18 protein-coding genes and 1 pseudogene are annotated in these 20,684 nt (G+C 73.0%); 11 read left to right on the top strand and 8 right to left on the bottom strand.

All coding sequences use genetic code 11. The annotated features are described in order from the left end of the window. Positions 1-69: 69 nt before the first annotated feature. Positions 70-810 carry a lysophospholipid acyltransferase family protein gene (locus tag K6T13_RS10885; RefSeq protein WP_222894599.1) on the top strand — a complete coding sequence of 247 codons (741 nt, stop codon included), beginning with the start codon at positions 70-72 and terminating at the stop codon, positions 808-810. Between the two features lie 35 nt (positions 811-845). Next, the gene (macS, locus tag K6T13_RS10880) at positions 846-1,937 is read left to right on the top strand and encodes a MacS family sensor histidine kinase (protein WP_249423736.1); all 1,092 of its coding nucleotides are present in this window, start codon (positions 846-848) and stop codon (positions 1,935-1,937) included. A gap of 8 nt (positions 1,938-1,945) precedes the next feature. Here macS and K6T13_RS10875 read toward each other — a convergent pair whose 3' ends face one another. Next, positions 1,946-4,144, bottom strand: a complete 2,199-nt coding sequence (locus tag K6T13_RS10875; RefSeq protein ID WP_222894598.1) for a fused MFS/spermidine synthase — start codon at positions 4,142-4,144, stop codon at positions 1,946-1,948. Between the two features lie 83 nt (positions 4,145-4,227). Here K6T13_RS10875 and K6T13_RS10870 point away from each other — a divergent pair, with 83 nt between their 5' ends. Genes K6T13_RS10870 through K6T13_RS10850 form a run of 5 tightly spaced genes read left to right on the top strand, consistent with a single transcriptional unit; the run spans position 4,228 to position 8,019 of the window. Next, the gene (locus tag K6T13_RS10870) at positions 4,228-4,731 is read left to right on the top strand and encodes a flavin reductase family protein (RefSeq protein ID WP_222894597.1); all 504 of its coding nucleotides are present in this window, start codon (positions 4,228-4,230) and stop codon (positions 4,729-4,731) included. Between the two features lie 27 nt (positions 4,732-4,758). After that, positions 4,759-5,436: a response regulator gene (locus K6T13_RS10865; RefSeq protein WP_222894596.1), complete on the top strand. Its 678-nt coding sequence runs from the start codon at positions 4,759-4,761 to the stop codon at positions 5,434-5,436. Beyond that, a complete protein-coding gene (locus K6T13_RS10860; RefSeq protein WP_222894595.1) occupies positions 5,420-5,899 on the top strand; it encodes a GNAT family N-acetyltransferase in 480 nt (159 codons plus the stop codon). Before K6T13_RS10865 ends, K6T13_RS10860 begins: the two co-directional genes overlap by 17 nt. Positions 5,900-5,909: 10 nt before the next feature. Next, on the top strand, positions 5,910-6,788 hold the full coding sequence (locus K6T13_RS10855; RefSeq protein ID WP_222894594.1) for a hypothetical protein: 879 nt from the start codon (positions 5,910-5,912) through the stop codon (positions 6,786-6,788). A gap of 34 nt (positions 6,789-6,822) precedes the next feature. Beyond that, positions 6,823-8,019, top strand: coding sequence for an NAD(P)/FAD-dependent oxidoreductase (locus K6T13_RS10850; protein ID WP_222894593.1), 1,197 nt, complete (start codon positions 6,823-6,825; stop codon positions 8,017-8,019). 3 nt (positions 8,020-8,022) lie between these two features. On the opposite strand, the gene glpK is transcribed toward K6T13_RS10850, so the two are convergent. Next, positions 8,023-9,492: a glycerol kinase GlpK gene (gene glpK, locus K6T13_RS10845; protein WP_222894592.1), complete on the bottom strand. Its 1,470-nt coding sequence runs from the start codon at positions 9,490-9,492 to the stop codon at positions 8,023-8,025. Between the two features lie 71 nt (positions 9,493-9,563). Next, positions 9,564-10,400, bottom strand: coding sequence for a DUF1028 domain-containing protein (locus tag K6T13_RS10840; protein WP_222894591.1), 837 nt, complete (start codon positions 10,398-10,400; stop codon positions 9,564-9,566). 107 nt (positions 10,401-10,507) lie between these two features. Between K6T13_RS10840 and K6T13_RS10835 the strand changes: the two genes are divergently transcribed. From K6T13_RS10835 to K6T13_RS10820, 4 genes are all read left to right on the top strand, one after another. Continuing rightward, positions 10,508-11,536 carry a 6-phosphofructokinase gene (locus K6T13_RS10835; RefSeq protein ID WP_222894590.1) on the top strand — a complete coding sequence of 343 codons (1,029 nt, stop codon included), beginning with the start codon at positions 10,508-10,510 and terminating at the stop codon, positions 11,534-11,536. A gap of 77 nt (positions 11,537-11,613) precedes the next feature. Further along, positions 11,614-13,059 carry an APC family permease gene (locus tag K6T13_RS10830; protein ID WP_222894589.1) on the top strand — a complete coding sequence of 482 codons (1,446 nt, stop codon included), beginning with the start codon at positions 11,614-11,616 and terminating at the stop codon, positions 13,057-13,059. 73 nt (positions 13,060-13,132) lie between these two features. Then, entirely contained in the window at positions 13,133-14,488 is a 1,356-nt protein-coding gene (locus K6T13_RS10825) for a class II 3-deoxy-7-phosphoheptulonate synthase (RefSeq protein WP_222894588.1), read from the top strand. A gap of 25 nt (positions 14,489-14,513) precedes the next feature. Then, positions 14,514-15,509, top strand: coding sequence for a threonine aldolase family protein (locus tag K6T13_RS10820; RefSeq protein ID WP_222894587.1), 996 nt, complete (start codon positions 14,514-14,516; stop codon positions 15,507-15,509). A 15-nt stretch (positions 15,510-15,524) separates the two neighbouring features. Here K6T13_RS10820 and K6T13_RS10815 read toward each other — a convergent pair whose 3' ends face one another. The 5 genes and pseudogenes from K6T13_RS10815 to pknB form a co-directional block, all read right to left on the bottom strand. Next, the gene (locus K6T13_RS10815) at positions 15,525-16,565 is read right to left on the bottom strand and encodes an NADase-type glycan-binding domain-containing protein (protein WP_222894586.1); all 1,041 of its coding nucleotides are present in this window, start codon (positions 16,563-16,565) and stop codon (positions 15,525-15,527) included. 46 nt (positions 16,566-16,611) lie between these two features. Further along, positions 16,612-17,661, bottom strand: a complete 1,050-nt coding sequence (gene aroF / locus K6T13_RS10810; RefSeq protein WP_222894585.1) for a 3-deoxy-7-phosphoheptulonate synthase — start codon at positions 17,659-17,661, stop codon at positions 16,612-16,614. A gap of 34 nt (positions 17,662-17,695) precedes the next feature. Further along, complete coding sequence (locus K6T13_RS10805; RefSeq protein WP_222894584.1) at positions 17,696-18,619, bottom strand: deoxyribonuclease IV; 924 nt, start codon at positions 18,617-18,619, stop codon at positions 17,696-17,698. Between the two features lie 27 nt (positions 18,620-18,646). Next, positions 18,647-18,829 carry a PASTA domain-containing protein gene (locus K6T13_RS17625; RefSeq protein WP_346729110.1) on the bottom strand — a complete coding sequence of 61 codons (183 nt, stop codon included), beginning with the start codon at positions 18,827-18,829 and terminating at the stop codon, positions 18,647-18,649. Between the two features lie 33 nt (positions 18,830-18,862). Further along, positions 18,863-20,614, bottom strand: a pseudogene (pknB, locus tag K6T13_RS10800) (Stk1 family PASTA domain-containing Ser/Thr kinase); the annotation flags it as partial. Positions 20,615-20,684 lie beyond the last annotated feature (70 nt).

Below are 20,684 nucleotides of genomic sequence, written 5' to 3'. Positions count from 1 at the left end.
TGGGACACCCGCGTCGATGGGACTAGGCTTCACCACGTCAGGTCTCGGAACCGTCGGGGAGGGCGTGCGGTGTTCTACTGGTTCCTCAAGTGGATCGCCCTCGGGCCGCTGCTCCGAGTGATCTTCCGTCCCCAGGTCGAGGGCGCCGAGCACGTCCCCGAAGAGGGACCGGCGATCCTGGCCAGCAACCACCTGTCCTACGCAGACTGGCTGTTCATGCCCCTCACGCTTGCGCGTCGTGTCACCTTCGTCGCGAAGGCCGAGTACTTCACCTCGCCCGGCATCAAGGGCTGGTTCCAGAGGAAGTTCTTCGCGGGCGCGGGTCAGGTCCCCATCGACCGCTCCGGCGCCTCAGCGGCCGAGGGTGCCCTCTCCTCGGCGCGACGCATCCTCGAGAGCGGGGAGCTGTTCGGCATCTACCCGGAGGGCACGCGCTCGCACGACGGCCGTCTCTACCGCGGCAAGACCGGCGTCGCCCGGCTCGCGCTCGAGACGGGGGTGCCGGTCATCCCGGTCGCCGTCCTCCGCACCGACGTCGTCGCCCCGCCCGGCAAGAAGTTCGGCACGGTGACCCGGCCGGGCGTGCGGTTCGGGAGGCCGCTCGACTTCTCGCGCTACGAGGGCATGGAGAACGACCGTTACATCCTGCGCTCGATCACCGACGAGATCATGTACGAGATCATGCGGCTCTCCGGCCAGGAGTACGTCGACACGTACGCCGCCCGCGCCAAGGAGGAAGCCAAGCGGGGGGACAAGGACGCCAAGGACGCCGGCGCGGCCGAGCCCGCCGACCAGAAGCAGGCGTCCTGACCCGGCTGCGCCTGTGGTCCCGGCCCGCGCTCGCGGTGGAGGACCGGCTGTTCCGGGCGCTCGCGGTCCTGCGGGTCGTCCTGCTCCTCAACGCCCTCGTCCTCTACGCCTACCGCGCCGGCAACGTCGACCACCCGGTCGCGGGTCTCGCCTGCGTGGCTGTGATGGTCGTCTGGACGGTCGTCGCGATCGCCGCGTACGCCGACCCGACCCGTCGTACGGGTGCCCTTCTCGGCACCGATCTGGCCGTGGCGCTGGCGCTGATCCTGGCGTCGCCCCTGGTGAAGGGGCCGGACATGCAGGCGACGATCCCGGGATTCTGGGTGACCGGGGCACTGGTGGCCTGGTCGGTGCGGTGGGACTGGCGCGGGGGACTGGTGGCGGCCGTCGCCCTCACGGGTGCCGACCTGTCGGTGCGGCAGGACGTCGACCAGGGCAACTACGGCAACATCTTCCTGCTGCTCATCGGTGGACTCGTCATCGGCTTCCTCAGCGAGTCGCTCCGCCTCATGGAGCGCGAGCGCGACGCCGCCCAGCGCGCGGCGATCGTGGGCGAGGAGCGAGCCCGGCTGGCCCGCGCCGTGCACGACGGCGTGCTCCAGGTCCTGGCGCTCGTCCAGCGGCGCGGCGGCGAGCTCGGGGGTGAGCTCGGGGAGCTCGGACGGCTCGCGGGCGAGCAGGAGGCCGCACTCCGGTCGATGATCCGCCAGCAGGACGTCGTTCCCGCACCGGGCGCGGAGCAGGACGTCGCCGCGGCCGTCGAGGGGGTGGCCCGCTCGGCTCGGGTTCCCGTGACCGTCTCGACGCCCGGGGCAGCGGTCGCGTTGCCGGCACCCCTCGCGGCCGGGCTGGTCGCGGCGCTCGGCGCGTGCCTCGACAACGTCGCCACTCACGCCGGCGCGGAGGCGCAGGCATGGGTGCTGGTCGAGGACGAGGGCGACCGGGTGGTCGTCACGGTCCGAGACGACGGCCCGGGCATCGCCGCCGGCCGGCTGTCGCAGGCCGAGGCGGAGGGGCGGCTCGGGGTCTCCCAGTCGATCGTGGCCCGGCTCACCGACCTCGGCGGAACGGCTCGGCTCGACACCGGGCCTCACGGCACGGAGTGGGAGCTCTCGGTGCCGCGTTGAGGGCGCCGTCACCGCAGAACGGTCAGCACCGAGGAGTAGTCGTCGGTCCAGGGCACCGTGCGGTCGAGATCCAGGGGCGACCACCGCTCGCCGGCGCCGACCCGCTCCACGAGGGAGGCGTCGGGTGAGATCAGCACCCAGGCGCTCGGTGTGACCCAGGTCCCGGGCCCGCCCCGGCCTACCGCTCCGTGCCATCCGAGGTCCGCGGTGGCGGCCGCAACAACCGGCACCAGGTCGAAGTGGCGGTTGGAGACGTGCACGGCGATCGCACCGCCGTCGGAGACCTTCTGCGCGTAGGTCCGGAAGGCCTCGCGCGTCAGCAGGTGGACGGGGATCGCGTCCGAGCTGAAGGCGTCGAGGACGACGAGGTCGGCCCGGCCGTCGGGCAGGTCCTTCGCGAGGAGCCGGCCGTCACCGATCGCGACGTCGACCTCCGCCCGGGAGTCGCTGAGGAAGGTGAAGAGCTGTGGGTCGGCCGCGATCTCGGCGATCGCCGGGTCGATCTCCAGAAAGGTCATGCTGTCGCCCGGGCGACCGTAGGCGGCTATGGTCCCCACGCCCAGCCCGACGGCCACGGTGCGCTGCGGTCGGACGTCGGCCATCACGTCGCCCAGGGGTGCCTCGAGCCCGTAGTACGTGGTGGGCGTCCCGGGGGTGGCGTCCACCTGCCGGCCGTGGATCGTCGTCCCGTGCGTGAGCTGGGTGACTCCGTCGCTCGAGCTGACCGCGTAGCTGCCGTAGAAGGTGCGGTCCCGGTGCACCACCGAGGAGCTGCTCATGACGGTGATGCCCACGGTGGCTGCGACGAGCGTCGCGACGAGGGCACGGGGGATCACGGCAAGCACCCAGCCGAGCCCGGCGAAGACCACGAGGCCCACGACGGTCATGGCGGTGCTGCCACCCCGGGAGGCCAGCACGAGTGCCGCTGTGGCACCGGCGATGAGAGCGAGCCCCACCACGAACCGGGCGGCGTCCGGGATCGCGGTTGGTCGGTAGCCCCGAGGACTGCGCCTCACCGCAACGCCGAGCGCCAGAGCCGGCAGGAGCGCCACGATCAGCTGGTACTCCAGCACGCGGTCGAAGAGCACGGGCGCGATCAACCCGTTCACCACGCCGCCCAGAGCGCCGCCGACCGCCACGGCGATGTAGAAGGTGGTGAGGTGCTCGGGCTCCGGGCGGTCCGCCGCGAGAAGGCGGTGGGCCGTGTACCCGACCACGACCACGAGGGCCAGGTCCAGGCCGATCACGACGCTCAGCGGGATCCGGGTCGCCAGGGGCGCGAACATGGTGGCGCAGAGGGCGAGCCCGGCGGTGAGCCGCAGCAGGGTGGGCGGTACGCGGCGCGAGGTCACCGCGAAGGCCGCGACGAACGTCGCCAGGTAGAGGCCGAGCGGGACCACCCAGAGCAGCGGGATCGGCGCGACGTCGGTCGAGAGGTGATGGGTCACCGCGAGGAACAGGCAGGACGGCACGAAGGCGTACCAGCACCAGCGGGCCAGGCGTCGGCGCGGAAGTCGAGTGGGTGTCACCGGGGCCGCGTCGTGGGGCCCTTCGGTGGACCGGGTTCCCAGCAGGCCGCAGGTGGCGGTGAGGACGGCGAACCCCACGAAGGCCCAGCTGAACAGCGTGGTCTGCTGGCCGAGGCTGAGGTAGGGCTCCACGAGGAACGGGTAGGCCAGCAGGCCGCCGAAGCTGCCGACGTTGCTGGCGGCGAAGAGGAAGTACGGGTCGTCCGACCGAGGTCCGTCCGCCCACGAGTACCAGCGCTGGAGCAGCGGACCCGTCGTCGAGAGGACGACGAACGGCAGGCCGATCATGAGGGCGAGCGTGCGCAGCAGCCAGAGGGTCGGAGAACCGTCGGCCGCGGGCGCCGCCGCGGCCGGGAGGGCCAGCGGGAGGGTGGCCAGGGGCAGCGCGAGGACCGCCAGGTGCACGAGTGGCTGTCGACGGCGGGGCAACCTGCTGGTGGTCAGGTGCGAGTAGACGTAGCCGACGAGCAGCAGCACCTGGAAGAACAGCGAGCAGGTGCTCCACACGGTGGCGCTGCCGCCGTACATCGGGAGCAGCAGGCGTGCGACGAGCGGCTGCACCGTGAAGAGGAGTGCGGCGCCCGTGAACGCCGTCAGCGTGAAGAGCACGACCAGCGCGCGGCCGGTGCGCTGTCTCGGGGGGACCGCCACCGGGGGTGGGGTGAGGGTTGCCGTCACGCTCGGAGGCTAGCCACGCGGACTCCCGCGCGTGGTGCGAACGCGCGAACCGTGACCGAACGGTCGTCGTAGGCTGGTCCGTCGTGACCATCCACTCCGGACACCCCTTCGCGGACCCCTCTCCCGATCCCGTACGCCGGTTGCGCGGCCGCGTCACGGGGTCGGTGAGCCTGTGGACGTCGGGCGCGGGTGGCGCGCGGGCCGGCCTGACCGTCTCCTCGATCCTGGTCGCTGGCGGTGAGCCCGGTCGGGTGCTGGCGCTGCTCGACCCCGACGCCGACCTGACCGCGGCGCTGGAGCGGACCGGCCGGGCGGTGGTGCAGCTGCTCTCGTGGCGGCACCGCGACCTCGCCGAGGCCTTCGCCGGCACGGCGCCCGCGCCCGGGGGCGCCTTCCGCACCGGCTCCTTCGAGGAGACGGCGTACGGGCCCTTGCTGACCGACAGCGACACCCACGCCCTGGTGACGCTGGAGGACCACCACGACGTCGGTTGGTCCCGGCTGGTCACGTGTGCCGTCGACGAGGTCGAGGTGGGTGACGACGACGAGCCGCTGGTGCACCGGCGCGGCCGCTTCGTCCGACCGTGAGCGTGTGCTCGGTCTAGGGTCGTCGCCATGACCGAGGACGTGCCGATCCGGGTGATGGTGGTCGACGACCACCCCATGTGGCGCGACGCCGTCGAGCGCGACCTGCAAGACGCCGGCTTCGACGTGGTGGGAGTCGCCGCCACGGGGCAGGAGGCGATCGCGCGGTTCCCGGCCGCGCGGCCCCAGGTGCTCGTGCTCGACCTGCAGATCCCCGGCCCCACCGGGGTCGAGGTGACCGCCGAGGTGCTCACCCACGACCCGTCGGCGCGGGTGCTGATCCTGTCGGCGTCCGGCGAGCAGGCCGACGTCCTCGCGGCGGTGAAGGCCGGTGCCACCGGCTACCTCGTCAAGTCCGCCTCCCGGGCCGAGCTGCTCGACGCCGTACGTCGGGTGGCGGCCGGGGACACGGTGTTCACACCGGGCCTCGCCGGCCTGGTGCTCGGCGAGTTCCGGCGGATGGCGGAGGGACCCGACGAGGCCGAGGAGCAGCTCACCCCGCGCGAGACCGAGATCCTCAAGATGGTCGCCAAGGGGATGTCCTACAAGCAGATCGCCGATCGGCTGGTGATCTCGCACCGCACGGTGCAGAACCACGTGCAGAACACCCTGCGCAAGCTCCAGATGCACAACCGGGTCCAACTCACCCGCTGGGCCATCGCGCAGGGCCTCGACGACGACGATGGTGACGGTGACGAGGGCGCCTGACTGGCGCCGGGCCGGCCGCGGCGACGCCGACGCCCTGGCTGACCTCGAGCGGGCCGCCAACCTGGTCGCCCTCGGGCACCTGTTCCCACCCGCGGAGCACCCGTTTCCCTACGCTGAGGTCCGTGAGCGCTGGCTCGCGACCCTCGACGACGCGTTGGTGACCGTGGAGGTGGTCGACGGTGAGGGTCACCTCGATGCGTTCGTGGCGCACGACCCGCTCACCTTGCGCCATCTCGCCGTCCACCCCGACCGCTGGGGGAGCGGGCTGGCCCGGGCGGCCGTGACGCGCGCCAGGGGTGCGGGAGCCACCCGGCTGTGGTGCCTGGAGGGGAACCACCGGGCGCGTGGCCTCTACGAGCACCTGGGCTGGCGGCCGACCGGCTGCAGCCGGGCCGCGACCTGGCCACCGCACCCCCTCGAGCTCGAGTACGGCGCCGGCCCCGAGGCCCCGGATCGCGCCTAGGATCGCGAGCGTGACCGCGGAGCTGCTGGAGATCGCCGACGAGCTCTACGCGCTGCCGCTCGCCGACTTCACGCCGGCTCGCGACGCCCGAGCCAAGGAGCTCAAGGGCACCGACCTGGCCGCGCCGGTCAAGAAGCTGAAGAAGCCCTCCCTGGCTGCCTGGGTCGTCAACCTGCTCGTGCGCCGGGACGCCGAGCAGATCACCCAGGTGCTCGAGCTGGGTGCAGCCTTGCGGCAGGCCGCCGAGGGCATGGCCGGCGAGGAGCTGCGGGCCCTCACGCGGCAGCGACGTCAGCTCACGGCGGCGGTCACCACCGGGGCCCGGCACCTGGCGTCCGAGCAGGGGGTCCGGGTCACTCCTGCAGTGGCCGACCAGGTCGAGGCGACGCTGACCGCCGCCATGCTGGACGCCCGCTGTGCCGAGGCCGTCCGCAGCGGCCTCCTGGTCACCGCTCTCTCGGCCACGGGGGTCGACGAGGTCGACCTCACCGCGGCCGTCGCCACCCCGGACGCCCTGGGGTTCACCGCGAGCGCCGTCGAGCCGACGCCGCCCGAGCTGCACCTGGTCCCCGACCCCGAGGCCGACGAGAAGGCGCTGGCTGCCGCACGTGAACGGGTCTCCGTCACCGAGTCCGCCCTCGCGGACGCGCGGACGGCCCTCGCGCAGGCCGACGCGACCGTCGACGACCTCGAGGCCAGAACCCTGCAGCTGCAGGCCGAGATCGAGGAGCTGAAGCGCCGGCTGGCCGACCTCGAGACGGCCTCCGAGGATGCCGACGACGAGCTGTCCGAGGCCGAGGACGCCAGGTCCGAGGCGCAGGACGCGCTGGATGCAGCAGCCAGGGAGCACGACCGGGCGACCGAGGCGCTGGCCAGGCTGGGCCGCTAGGAATCGCGGCTACGCTGCGAAGCAGGAGGTGCTCATGCACATCGTTGTCGTGGGAGGCGGGCTCGCCGGCGCCAAGGCCGTCGACGAGCTCCGCGAGCAGGGGTACGACGGGGACATCACGCTGATCGCTGCGGAGCACCACACGCCCTACGAGCGACCACCCCTGTCCAAGGGCATCCTCCTCGGCGACGCCGGGCCGGACGCGCCCTTCGTCCACGAGGCCCACTGGTACGCGGACCACGGGGTCGAGCTGCTGACCGGGACGCCCGCCTCCGCGCTGGACGTGGCCGGCCGCCGCGTCGAGGTCGGCGACCGCACGATCACGTGGGACAAGCTGCTGCTGGCGACCGGCTCCCAGCCCACCCGGCTGGCGATGGTCGACGAGTCCGGCGTCGACCTCACCTACCTGCGGCGCCTCGAGGACTCACTGGCGCTCAAGGAGCGGTTGGGGGGTGACCTGCTGGTCATCGGTGCCGGCTGGATCGGTCTCGAGGTCGCCTCGGCCGCGCGCAAGGCGGGCGGGTCCGTGACGGTCGTCGACACCGCCGAGCTGCCGTTGCTCGGCGTGCTGGGCCCCGAGGTGGCGCGATCCTTCGCGGACCTCCATCGCGAGCACGACGTCGACCTGCGGCTCGACAGCGGGCTGGACTCGATCAGCCGCGACGGCGACCGCATCACGGCCCGGCTCGCCGGCGGGCACGAGGTGCACCCGGACCTGGTGGTGGTCGGCATCGGCGCCCGTCCCGACACCGGGCTCGCGGAGGCAGCCGGACTCGACACCGACGACGGGGTCCTGGTCGACGCGACGCTGCGCACCTCCGCCCCGGACGTGTGGGCGGCCGGCGACGTGGCCAACCACGACCACCCCAGCCTGGGTCGGGTGCGCGTCGAGCACTGGGACAACGCCCAGGAGCAGGGCAAGCACGCCGCGCGCGTGATGCTGGGCGACGACGCCCCCTACGACCGGCAGCCCTTCTTCTACACCGACCAGTACGACCTCGGCATGGAGTACGTCGGGCACGTCGGTCGGGACGGCTACGACGAGGTCGTGGTCCGCGGGGACCTGTCCGGCGACCGGGTCTTCACGGCGCTATGGGTCAAGGACGACCGCGTCGCCGCCGGGATGCACGCCAACGACTGGGACGCCACCGAGACGATCAGGGCACTGGTCGGTCGGGCGGCCGACGACCGGGTCCGCGACCCCGACGTACCTCTCGCCGACCTGGTCTGAGGGTCAGTCCCAGCCCTTCGCCCGGTCGACCGCGGCCAGCCAGCGGGTGTGCGCCGCGTCCGCCTCCGAGCGGTCGGCCTCGGGCTCGAACCGACGGTCCAGTGACCAGGTCGCGCGCAGCGCGTCGGTCGACGACCACACCCCCGTGCCCAGGCCGGCGAGGAACGCCGCACCGAGGGCGGTGGTCTCCACGATCTCCGGCCGCTCGACCGGGACGCCGATCTGGTCGGCCTGCACCTGGCAGAGCAGGTCGTTGGCGGCCGCGCCGCCGTCCACCCGGAGCGAGGCGAGCGTCGACGGCATGGTCTCGAGGACGTCGCGCACCTCGAAGGCGATCGCCTCGAGGGTGGCGCGGACGATGTGGCCACGGGTGGTGCCGCGGGTGATGCCGATGATGAGACCCCGGGCGTGCGGGTCCCAGTGGGGCGCGCCGAGCCCGGTGAGGGCGGGCACGAAGACCACGCCGTCGGAGTCGTCGACCGTCGCCGCGATCGCCGCCGTCTCCGCGGCCGACCCCACGATCTGCAGCCCGTCGCGCAGCCACTGCACGGCGGCGCCGGTCACGAAGATCGCTCCTTCGAGCGCGTAGGTCAGCTCGCCGTCCGGTGAGCGCCACGCGGCCGTCGAGAGCAGCCCGGCGTCCGAGCGCTCGAGCGAGGTCCCGGTGTTGGTGAGGATGAAGGACCCGGTGCCGTAGGTGCACTTCGAGTCGCCCACGTCGAAGCAGGTCTGGCCGAAGAGGGCCGACTGCTGGTCGCCGGCGATCCCGGCGATCGGCAGCGACAGCCCGCAGAAGGACGAGGCGTCGGTCGTCGCCACCTCACCCCAGTTGGGCACCAGGTCGGGCAGCGCGTCGCGAGGCACGCCGAAGAGTCCGCAGAGCTCGTCGGACCAGGCGCCCTCGGCCAGGTCGAGCAGCAGGGTGCGGCACGCGTTGGACACGTCGGTGACGTGGTGGACCCCACGGGTCATGCGGGCGATCAGGTAGGAGTCCACCGTGCCCACGGCGTACCGGCCCTCCTGCACGTGGGTCCACGTGTGGGGCTCGTTCTCGGCCAGCCACACCAGCTTGGTTCCGGAGAAGTACGGGTCGAGCCGGAGCCCCGTCAGCTCTGCCACCCGGTCCTCGTGGCCCTCCTCGCGCAGCCGGGCGCAGATGTCGGCTGTACGCCGGTCCTGCCAGACGATCGCCCGGCGCGGCGAGCCCAGCGTCTCCCGGTCCCACAGGACGACCGTCTCGCGCTGGTTGGTGATCCCCACCGCGGTCAGGTCGTCGCCGTCGACCCGGCCGAGCACCTCGCGCGTGGCCTCGAGCGTGGCCTGCCAGATCTCCTCCGGGGCGTGCTCGACCCAGCCGGGTCGCGGGAAGTGCTGCCGGAACTCCTGGTACCCCGTGGCGACGATCTTGCCCTCGGGACTGACGACGACCGCGGTGACTCCCGTGGTCCCTGCGTCGATGGCCAGCACGCTCATGGATCGACCCTAGGGCACGCAGAGCCGTCGCCCCGGCGGGCCGGAGCCCGACCAGGGCACCTGCCGGGCGGTCAGGCGGTCCCGCGGTCCGGGGGTGCCGACCGGACGACCGCCAGGATCCGCTCGTCGATCCAGGCGAGCTCGGGGTCGACCCGCATCTCGTAGTTCTCGGTGCCGACCCAGGCGTGGAAGTCGCGGTGACCACGGGCCTCGGCGAAGGCCGCGAGCTCGGCCGCCAGGTCGGGAGTGACAGGCACCTTCTCCGCCTCCGTCGAGGCGGTGAGGTAGAGGTCGTTCAGGTCGAGCAGTCGCGCCAGCTCGGGGACCGGGTCGGCGTGGTCGTCGACCCGCAGGTCGACGGCGATGTCGTCGCGGCCGCCGTAGCCCGCGCCGTCGCGGACGACGAGCAGCGCGGCGCTCTGCCGCCCCCGACGGTCCCCGCCGGCCCGGTCGCCGGCGCCCAGCGCGGCCAGCAGCCGGTGCGCGAGGGGCGCGTCGTCGGAGGAGGCAGCCCACGCCTCCTCCATCGCGACCACGACCTCCTCGCCGGTGAGCACGTTGCCCTGGACGGCGTACCCCTCCCCGGTCCGACCACCCGCCCAGTCGAGGCAGGCGGGTCCCGTGTGCGAGACGGCGTTGCCCTCGACGTCGACGATGCCGACCTGGCGGTGGTCGCGGCCCTCGTCCTCCTCGAGCAGCCGCTGCAGCGCCACGCCGGCCGTGGCGCCCTCGTCGAGGTGGGCGAGCGCGATGCCCTTCCACGCCACGTTGGCGTCGGCCTGGGTCGCGATCGCCCCGACGCCGGCCACCGCTGCCGGCACGGCGGAGCCGACGGCGAGGAACTTCGACGCCACGGCGACCCCCCACGACTCACCGTCGGCGGACCTGGCCACGATCGAGAACGTCATGTCCGGAACCGTACTGGGACGGCCGCCGACCGGACGCCGGTCGACAGCGCGGGCGCCGGGCCGCTAGCGTCCTGTTGATCGTTCCAATCAGACTGCGAGGAGTCTCGATGCGCGTCGGAGTGCTGACCGGTGGGGGCGACTGCCCCGGCCTGAACGCCGTGATCCGGGCCGTCGTCCGCAAGGGCGTCAAGGTCCACGGGCTCGAGTTCGTGGGCTACCGCGACGGCTGGAAGGGCCCCCTCGAGGGCCTGACGATGGAGCTCGGGGTCGAGCAGTGCCGCGGCATCCTGCCCCGCGGCGGCACCATCCTCGGCTCGTCCCGCACCAACCCGTTCAAGCTCGACGGCGGTGTCGAGAAGATCAAGGACAACCTCGCCCGCGACGGCGTCGATGCGCTGGTCGCCATCGGCGGCGAGGACACCCTCGGCGTGGCCACCAAGCTCTCCGACCTGGGCGTCGACGTGGTCGGCGTGCCCAAGACGATCGACAACGACCTGTCGGGGACCGACTTCACCTTCGGCTTCGACACCGCGGTCAACATCGCCACCGAGGCGATCGACCGCCTCCACACCACCGCCGAGTCCCATCACCGCGCCCTCGTGGTCGAGGTGATGGGCCGTCACGCCGGCTGGATCGCCCTGCACGCCGGCATCGCCGGCGGCGCCAACATCGTGCTGATCCCCGAGCAGCCCTTCGACATCGAGGAGGTCTGCCGGCTGGTGGAGTCGCGCTTCGACTCCCGCTACTCGCCGATCCTGGTCGTCTCCGAGGGCGCCGTCCCGAAGGAGGGGGGCGACATGACCCTGGTGTCCGGTGAGAAGGACGCCTTCGGGCACGTCCGCCTCGGCGGGATCGGCGACCGGATCGCCAAGGAGATCGAGGACCGGACCGGGGCCGAGGCCCGTGCCGTCGTCCTCGGTCACATCCAGCGGGGCGGCACTCCCACCGCCTTCGACCGCTGGCTCGCGAGCCGGTTCGGCATCCATGCGATCGACGCCGTGGCCGACAGCGACTTCGGCACCATGATGGCCCTGCGCGGCACCGACATCGTGCGGGTCCCGCTCATCGAGGGCACCGGGGAGCTCAAGCTCGTCAGTCCCGAGGAGTACGCCGAGGCGGAGGTCTTCTTCGGCTGAGTGCCGCGGCTCAGGCGCTGGTCAATCGCGCCGCCAGCCGCCACCATGGGCGCCACCACTCTCGGGACGGAGACGTCGTGACCACCACGCCCACGGAGCGCGTCGAGGAGCAGCACGAGCCCCAGCTCGTGCGCGTCCTCGGCCCCCGCCTGCTGCTGCTCTTCATCGTCGGGGACATCCTCGGCGCCGGCATCTACGCCGTGACCGGTGACATCGCCGGCGAGGTCGGCGGTCTCGCGTGGCTGCCGTTCCTCGTGGCGTTCACCGTCGCGACCCTCACCGCCTTCGCCTACCTGGAGCTGGTGACCAAGTACCCCCAGGCGGCCGGCGCCGCCCTCTACGCCCACAAGGCCTTCGGGATCCACTTCGTGACCTTCCTGGTGGCCTTCACCGTGGTCTGCTCGGGCATCACCAGCGCGTCGACGTCGTCGAACCTCCTGGCGGCCAACCTCCTGGTCGGCTTCGGCGTGCAGGACGGAGAACCGGGCTCGACGCTGACCCTGGTCGTCGCCCTCTCCTTCATGGTGCTGCTGGCCGCGCTCAACCTGCGCGGCGTGGGGGAGAGCGTCCGCTTCAACGTCGTCCTCACGGCCGTCGAGCTGACCGCCCTCCTCATCGTGGTGCTCATCGGGTTCTGGGTGATGACCCAGGAGGGCGCCGACCTCGGGCGCATCGTCGTGTTCGAGAACGCCTCCGACCGTTCCATGTTCGCGGCGACGACCGTCGCGACCGCCATCGCCTTCTTCGCGATGGTGGGCTTCGAGGACTCGGTCAACATGGTCGAGGAGACCAAGGACCCCGAGCGGATCTTCCCGCGCACCATGCTCACCGGGCTCGGCATCGCCGTGGTCCTCTACATGCTGGTGGCCGTGTCGGTCGTCATGGTGCTGCCGATCGGCGAGATCCAGGGCTTCGAGGGCGAGACCGGCATCCTCATCGAGGTGGTGCGCGCCGGGCTGCCCGGCCTGCCGGTCGGCGACGTCTTCCCGTTCCTCACGGTCTTCGCCGTGGCCAACACCGCCCTCATCAACATGCTAATGGCGAGTCGGCTCGTCTACGGCCTGGCCCGCCAGGACGTGCTGCCACGGGCACTGGGTCGGGTGCTGCCCGGGCGGCGGACGCCGTGGACGGCGATCGCCTTCACCACCCTGCTCGCCCTCGGCCTCCTGACGTGGGTCACCCTCAACGCCGAGAGCAGCGTCGTGGGCGCGCTCAGCGGCACCACAGGGCTGCTGCTCCTCATCGTCTTCGCGATCGTCAACGTGGCGTGCCTGGTGCTCCGCCGCGACACCAGCACCCGCGGCACCTTCCGCGCCCCGACCGCCCTCCCCGCCGTCGCCGCGGTGCTGTGCCTCTTCCTGGCCGGCCCCTGGGCGCGCGACCCCGAGGACTGGATCCAATACCGGATCGCCGTCGTGCTGCTCGGGATCGGTGTCGTCCTGTGGGCACTCACCTGGCTGGCGAACCGGGGGCTGCGCGCGCAGCGCACCGGTTTCCGCGAGCCGGACCAGATGGCGGAGTGACCCACCTCCCACCCCGTGTCCACGCCTGTCCGCGGATGCAGGAGGGCCCTGCGGCCGCGCGTACGCTTGAGCGGTGAGCTCCATCCCCGATCTCGCCGCGCTCCACGCCAGGGGCGCCGCGCAGCAGCCGACGTACGACGACCCGGCGGCCGTGGCCGCCGCCGTCGCCCGCCTCCGCACCCAGCCCCCGCTCGTCTTCGCCGGCGAGTGCGACGACCTGTTGGGCAAGATCGGGCAGGTCGCCCGTGGCGAGGCGTTCCTGCTCCAGGGTGGCGACTGCGCCGAGACCTTTGCCGGAGTGACCGCCGACAACGTCCGCAACAAGCTGCGGGTGCTGCTCCAGATGGCCGTCGTGCTGACCTACGCCGCCTCGGTGCCGGTGGTGAAGGTCGGCCGGATCGCCGGCCAGTACGCCAAGCCGCGCTCGTCCGACGCCGAGACCCGCGGCGGCGTCACGCTGCCGGCCTACCGCGGCGACGCCGTCAACGGCTTCGAGTTCTCCGAGGCGTCCCGTCGCCACGACCCGCAGCGCCTCGTGGACGTCTACCACGCCTCTGCGGCGACCCTGAACCTCGTCCGTGCCTTCGTCACGGGTGGCTACGCGGACCTGCGCCAGGTCCACACGTGGAACACCGACTTCGTGCGCTCCTCGACCGCCGGGCAGCGCTACGAGGAGATCGCCGACGACATCGACCGTGCGCTGACCTTCATGAAGGCGATCGGCGCTGACCCCGACGAGTTCCACCGCGTCGACTTCCACTCCAGCCACGAGGCGCTCGTCCTCGAGTACGAGCACGCCATGACCCGGATCGACTCGCGGACCGGTGACCCCTACGACGTCTCGGGTCACTTCGTCTGGATCGGCGAGCGCACCCGCCAGCTCGACGGCGCCCACGTCGAGCTGCTGCGCCACATCCGCAACCCGATCGGGGTCAAGCTCGGTCCCTCGACCACGCCGGACGACGCGCTGGCGCTGGCCGACCGGCTCAACCCCGACAACGTGCCGGGGCGCCTGACCTTCATCACCCGCTTCGGTGCCGGGCGGATCCGCGACGGCTTGCCCGCGCTCGTCGAGAAGGTCACGGCGGCCGGGGTCGAGGTGGCCTGGGTCTGCGACCCGATGCACGGCAACACCTTCGAGGCGTCCTCCGGCTACAAGACGCGCCGCTTCGACGACGTCATCGACGAGGTGCAGGGCTTCTTCGACGTGCACCGGGCCCTCGGCACCTGGCCGGGCGGGCTCCACGTGGAGCTCACCGGGGACGACGTGACCGAGTGCGTCGGCGGCAGCGAGCTGCTCGACGAGGCCGGGTTGTCCTCCCGCTACGAGTCGGTGTGCGACCCGCGCCTCAACCGGGTGCAGAGCCTCGAGCTGGCCTTCCTGGTGGCCGGGATGCTCCGGCGTACGGAGACCCCGCCGTCGACGTGACGCCCGCTCGGTTAGGTTCGGCCCCGTGATCGACCTGCGCAGCGACACCGTCACCCGACCGACCGAGGCGATGCGCCGTGCCATGGCGGCCGCCGAGGTGGGTGACGACGTCTACGGCGAGGACCCCACGGTCACCGCGCTCGAGGAGCGTGTCGCGGGGCTCTTCGGCCACGAGGCGGCGCTGTTCACGCCGACCGGGTCGATGGCCAACGTGCTGGCGGTGCGCAGCCTCGTCGCACCCGGCCAGGAGGTGCTGTGCGAGGCGCGTGCCCACATCGCCCGCGCCGAGCTGGGCGCCCACGGTGCGGTCTCGGGGGTCACGATGCGCACCTGGCACGCGCCGGACGGCTCGATCCCCCTCGCCGCCGTCCGTGACATGTACGCGCCCGACATGGGTCCGTTCTTCGTGCCCACCGCCGCGGTTTCGGTGGAGAACACCCACAACTTCGCCGGAGGATCGGTGGCCCCCGTCGAGGACCTGCAGGCGCTGCGCCGGTGGGCCACGGAGGTCGGCACCGGGGTCCACCTGGACGGTGCCCGCATCTGGAACGCCCACGTGGCGACCGGCGTGCCGCTCACGACGTACGGCGAGGTCGCCGACGTGCTGGCGGTGTGCCTGTCCAAGGGCCTCGGTGCGCCGGTCGGCTCCCTCATGGTCGGCTCGGCCCCGGCCGTGGCCGAGGCGCGGGTGTGGCGCAAGCGGCTCGGCGGCGGGATGCGCCAGGTCGGCGTCCTCGCCGCGGCGGGGCTGCACGCCCTGGACCACCACCTCGAGCGGCTGGCCGAGGACCACGAGCACGCGAGGCTGCTGGCGGACGCGGTCGGGGTCGACCCGGCCACGGTCCACAGCAACATCGTCGTCCTGCCCCACGACGACGCCCCGGGTTTCGTGGCGCGGGCCCGCGAGGCCGGCGTCCTCGTCGGGGCCGTCGGGCCGCGCACGGTGCGGCTCGTCACCCACCTCGACGTCGACCGCACGGCGGCCGAGAAGGCCGCCGCCACCCTCGCCTCGCTCTCCTGAGCGGGGTGCGCCCGGTCAGCCGAGGGGAGCGCCGACGAGGCGGACGCTGCTGATGGCGGTGTAGTTCCGGGAGGCGCGCCCGGGTCCGGGCGGGGAGACCGCGAGGACGCGCAGGGTCACCGACTCGGTGTCGACCCGGTCGACGCGGATGCTCTGCAGGTCGCGGGTGTCGCGCAGGCGCTGCGTGACCACGGTGCCGTCGTCGAAGGTCCACTCGACCTCGCGGATCCGGCGGTTCCCGCGGTACCAGTCCAGCTGGCCCCGCGAGTCGGAGGCGGTCTTCGCGTAGCCGTTGACCAGGCCGACCTGCCGCAGCCGGACCGGGTCGTCGAAGCGGAACGTGATCGACTCACCGGTTCCGTCGCCCGGCATCCGCCAGGCCGTGGTGGGGGAGTCGTCGACCATGTTGTCGGCGACGTACTGGACGGTCCGTCCGTCGGTGTCGGTGCTGGGACGGGCGGAGTCGGGTGCCGAGACCGCGGCGAACGGCGCCAGGTTCTCCGGCCGGCCACGCGGTGTGGGTTGCGACTTCTCCCTGCGGTCCCTGCCTCCGTCGTCCGTCTTGTCACTCGTCTCGGGCTCGCTCGGCGCGGCCTCCGCGTCGGGATCCGCCGGCGCCGTGGGCTCGGCCTCCTCCGCGGTCGTGCTGGGGCTGTCACCGCCGACCAGGAGCCACACGCCGAGACCGGCGACCAGGGCCAGGACCACCAGGCCGAGCAGCCAGGGGAGCAGCGCCGCGGGGCCGCGGCGGCGGTGCCGGTGGGAATGGGCGTGCGGCTCGTCCGCCTCGGCACGAGGGGGCGCGGGGGCAGGCGTCGCCTCGACCGGCCCCGGTGCCGCCTCGTCGGCGAACAGGGGGAACCGCGCGGCTTCCGGCGGGTCGGTCGCGGGCGGCGGCAGGACCGGTTCCGGCGGCGGGTCGGTCACCCGTGGCCGTTCCACGGTGTCGGTGCGCCAGTCGGGAGGAGCGTCGACCGGCTGGCCGACCGGGTGCCCGCAGTTGATGCAGAACCGTCCGATCCCGAGCTGGTGCCCGCACTGGACGCAGCTGTTCATGGCCTCGGTCCCCCTCTCGCCGGACAGCCTAGAGGCCGGGGGGCGGTCAGGTCGTGCGTACGGCAGTGGCCGCGTCCTGCCGCCCGACCTGCGGTGGGAGCCGGCGTACGGCGCTGGCGAGCTCGCGCAGGTCGTTGCCCAGCAGCGCCTGCGGACCGTCGCAGAGGGCGTTCTCGGGGTCCGGGTGGACGTCGACGATCACGCCGTCGGCGCCGACGGCGATGGCCGCCCGCGAGAGGGGCACGACGAGGTCCTTGCGGCCCGCAGCGTGGGAGGGGTCGACGATCACTGGCAGGTGGCTGGTCGACTGCACGATCGGCACCGCCGAGATGTCGAGGGTGTTGCGGGTGGTGCTGTCGAAGCTCCGGATGCCGCGTTCGCAGAGCACGACGTCGAGGTTGCCGCGTTGCGCGATGTACTCGGCCGCCATCAGCCACTCCTCGATCGTCGCGGTCATGCCGCGCTTGAGGAGGACGGGTTTGCCCGCACCGCCCACGGCCTGCAGCAGGCCGAAGTTCGCCATGTTGCGGGTGCCGACCTGGAGCATGTCGGCGTGCTCGGCGACCACGTCGACGTCGCGGGCGTCCACGATCTCGGTCACCACCGGCAGACCGGTGGCCCGACCAGCCGCGGCCAGGATCTCCAGTCCGCGCACGCCGAGGCCCTGGAAGGCGTAGGGCGAGGTGCGCGGCTTGAACGCCCCGCCCCGCAGCAGCGTCGCGCCCGCGGACGCGGCCATCCGCGCCGCCTCCATCGTCTGCTCGACGCTCTCGACGGCGCAGGGTCCCGCGATGAGCGTGAAGGTCTCGGGTCCGATCGGCACCTGGTGGGTGTCCGGCCCGACCCAGACGGTCGAGCGCTCCGTGTGGTGCTGACGACTGACCAGCTTGTAGGGGTCGGAGATCCGGTGCACGTCCGCGACGCCCGGCAGCGTCCGCAGGTTGAGGTGGTGGAAGCTGTCCACGTCACCGACCAGCCCGATGATGGTCCGGACCACCCCCTTGGAGACGAACGCCTCGCCTCCGACGCTCTCCACGCGCTCGACGACGTGGGCCACCTCCTCCTCGGTGGCGCCGGGGGACATCACGACGACCATGCGCGCACGCTAGGGGAGGCGGATCACGCCCAGGTCACGGTGACGCCATGTGGACCCGCGCGCGCAGCGACTTCAGCAGCGGGATGCCCGGGTCGCCCGCGTCGCGGGAGCCGGGTGTCTCCAGGACGAAGGGCACCCCCTCGGTGGCGGGGTGGGCCAGCAGCTCCGCGAACGCCGCCACCCCGATGTGGCCCTCGCCGATCTTCTCGTGGCGGTCGCGGAACGCGCCGCGCACGTCCTTCGAGTCGTTGGCGTGGACCAGCCGCAGACGACCCGCGCCCCCGATGCGCACCACCTCGTCGAGCGTCGCCGCGGCCCCTCCCGGATCGTCGAGCGGGGCACCGGCGGCGAAGACGTGACAGGTGTCGAGGCACACCCCTGCCCTCGGGTGGTGGTCGAGGGCGTCGAGGTAGGGAGCGAGGTCGGCGACGCCGGCGCACAGTGACCGACCCTGGCCCGCGGTCGGCTCGAGGAGGAGGGCCGGCCCGGCCCCGTCGTCGCCGTCGGCGGCGTCGGCCAGGGCGTCGAGCAGCGGCAGCAGACCCTCACGCACCTGGCGCATGGCCACGGCGAGGCGTTCGGCGGAGTCGGTGGGGTCGACGTAGGACCCGGTGTGGACGACGACCCCCTCCGCGCCGATGTCGGCCGCGCGGCGCAGGTTGTGGGCGATCGCGCTCACCGACTTCTCGTACGTCGCCGGCGTCGGCGAGCCGAGGTTGACCAGGTAGGGCGCGTGGACGAACACCCGGATCCCGAGCTCCTTCGTCCGCTCGCGGAACTGCGCGTCCTGGCGGGGGTCGCCGGCCGCCTGGGCCCAGCCCCGCGGGTTGCCGGCGAAGACCTGCATCGCCTCACACCCCAGCGCCACCGCCTGCGCCAGCGCACCGTCGACCAGCCCCCGGCCGATCCGGACGTGGGTGCCAACGGGGTTGCGCTCGGCTGCGACGTCGGGACCCACGGCTCAGCACCGTATCCGCCCGCGGCGTCAGATCAGGTAGAGGGTGATGGTGCTGCCCTTGGGCACCATCGATCCCGACCGGGGGTCCACCCGCAGGACGTACTGGAGGCCGATGTAGCTGTCGTCCTCCCGCACCCGCACCGAGAACCCGAGGGACTCCAGGCGCTGTCGTGCGGCGTCGACCCCCGAGGCGACCAGCCCGCTCGGCACCTCGACCAGCTCCGGCCCCTCGCTGACGACGAGCGTCACGGTGTCGCCCCGGTAGAGGGTGCCGCTGCTGGGGTCCTGGCTGATGACGTGCCCCTCGGGAACGGAGTCGGAGTAGGCGGGGTCGCCGCGGACGACCTCGAGTCCCCGCCCCTCCAGGGCGTCCTGCGCCCGGTCGGCGTCCTCCCCGGTCCAGTCCCTCACCCGGATCGGTCTCGGTCCCTTGCTGACCGCCAAGTCGACGACGGTGCCGGGGCGCAGCGAGGTCCCGGTCTCGGGGTCGCTGCCCAGGACGGTGCCCTCCGGCAGCCGCTCGGACCACCGGCCGACCGACTCGCCGAACTCGAGGTTGGCCGCGGCCAGCGCGTCCTGTGCCTCGTCCTCGCTCATGCCCCGGACCTCGGGCACCTCGTAGCGCTCCTTGCCGAGAGAGACCACCAGGGTGACCGTCCCGTCGTCGAGGACCCGCTCGCCGGCCGCGGGGTCGGTGCTGAGCACCCGGCCTGCCGGCACCGTCTCGGAGTACGCCGGCTCGCCCAGGTCGGTCCGGAGCCCGGCCGCCTCCAGCTTGGTGACCGCCGCCGGCTCCTTGAGGCCGAGCACGCTCGGCGTCTGGGTCCAGCGGGCGAACCCGAACCACCAGGCGCCGACGCCGACCCCGACGGCCAGCAGGAGCGCCAGCAGCAGGAGCAGTGGTCCCTTGCGGGAGCGCCGGGGACGACGCCCGGTCGGGGGAGTGGCGGGGACCGGTGGGCGTGGGGGCACCGGCTGGAGGTCGGTGGTGTGGTTGCCGACCACGGCCGGGGCGTCCGCCGGGGCCAGCAGGGTCGCGAGCTCGCCGGTGTCGAACGGGTCGGGCTCGGTGTCCTCGACCATCGGCGGAGCCGGCCGCAGGTCCGCTGCCAGCTCGGGGTCGTCGGTCACCCCGGTGGCCACCGCCTGCGCGACGCGGTGGACGTGGTGGAGCAGGACACCCGCGTCGGCGGGGCGCTGACCGCGGTCGCGGGCCGTGGCGCGCGCCACCAGCGCGTCGACGTACGCCGGCAGCTCGCCCACCCGCTGGGAGGGGGCCGGGACGTCGGCGTGGACGTGCTGGTAGGCCACGTGGATCGGCGACTCGCCCTCGTGCGGCTTGGCCCCGGTGAGGAGCTCGTAGAGGACGACCCCGGCCGCGTAGACGTCGGCGCGCGCGTCGGCGCGGCCGTCGACGACCAGCTCGGGGGCGAGGTAGGACACGGTGCCGATGAGGACCCCACCGGTCGCGGTGTGCTGGGTGTCGGCGCTGACCGCCTTCGCGAGCCCGAAGTCGGCCACCTTCACCCGGCCGTCGTCGGCGATGAGGACGTTCTCGGGCTTGATGTCGCGGTGGATGAGGCCCGCGCGGTGGGCGTGAGCGAGGGCGGAGAGGACCGGCTCGATGAGCGCCAGGGCACGGGCCGGCGGCATCGGGGCCTCCTTGCGCACCAGGTCGCGCAGGGTGTGGCCGGCGACGAGCTCCATGACGAGGAAGACCGTGCCCCCGTCGTTGCCCTGGTCGAAGACGGAGACCACGTGGGGGTGGCTGAGCCGGGCCGCGGCGCGGGCCTCGCGGACGAAGCGGGAGGCGAACTCCTCGTCGTCGCCGAGGCCGGGGTGCATCACCTTGACCGCGACCGTCCGGTCGAGGCGGAGGTCGGTGGCCTCGTAGACGCTCGCCATGCCGCCGCGGGCGATCCGCGGGCCGATGCGGTAGCGCCCGTCCAGGAGGCGGCCGGACACGGGGTCGCCGACAGCGCTGCTCTCACCCACGCGGGCGCGCTGATCGGACGTCACGACGACCCTCCTGCTACCGGACGGGGAAGGATCCGGGTGCTCCATC

It is taken from the genome of Nocardioides coralli (assembly GCF_019880385.1).
Lineage (GTDB): Bacteria > Actinomycetota > Actinomycetes > Propionibacteriales > Nocardioidaceae > Nocardioides > Nocardioides coralli.
The sequence above is the reverse complement of the archived record's forward strand: the minus strand, read 5'-3'. Positions and strand labels throughout refer to the sequence as shown.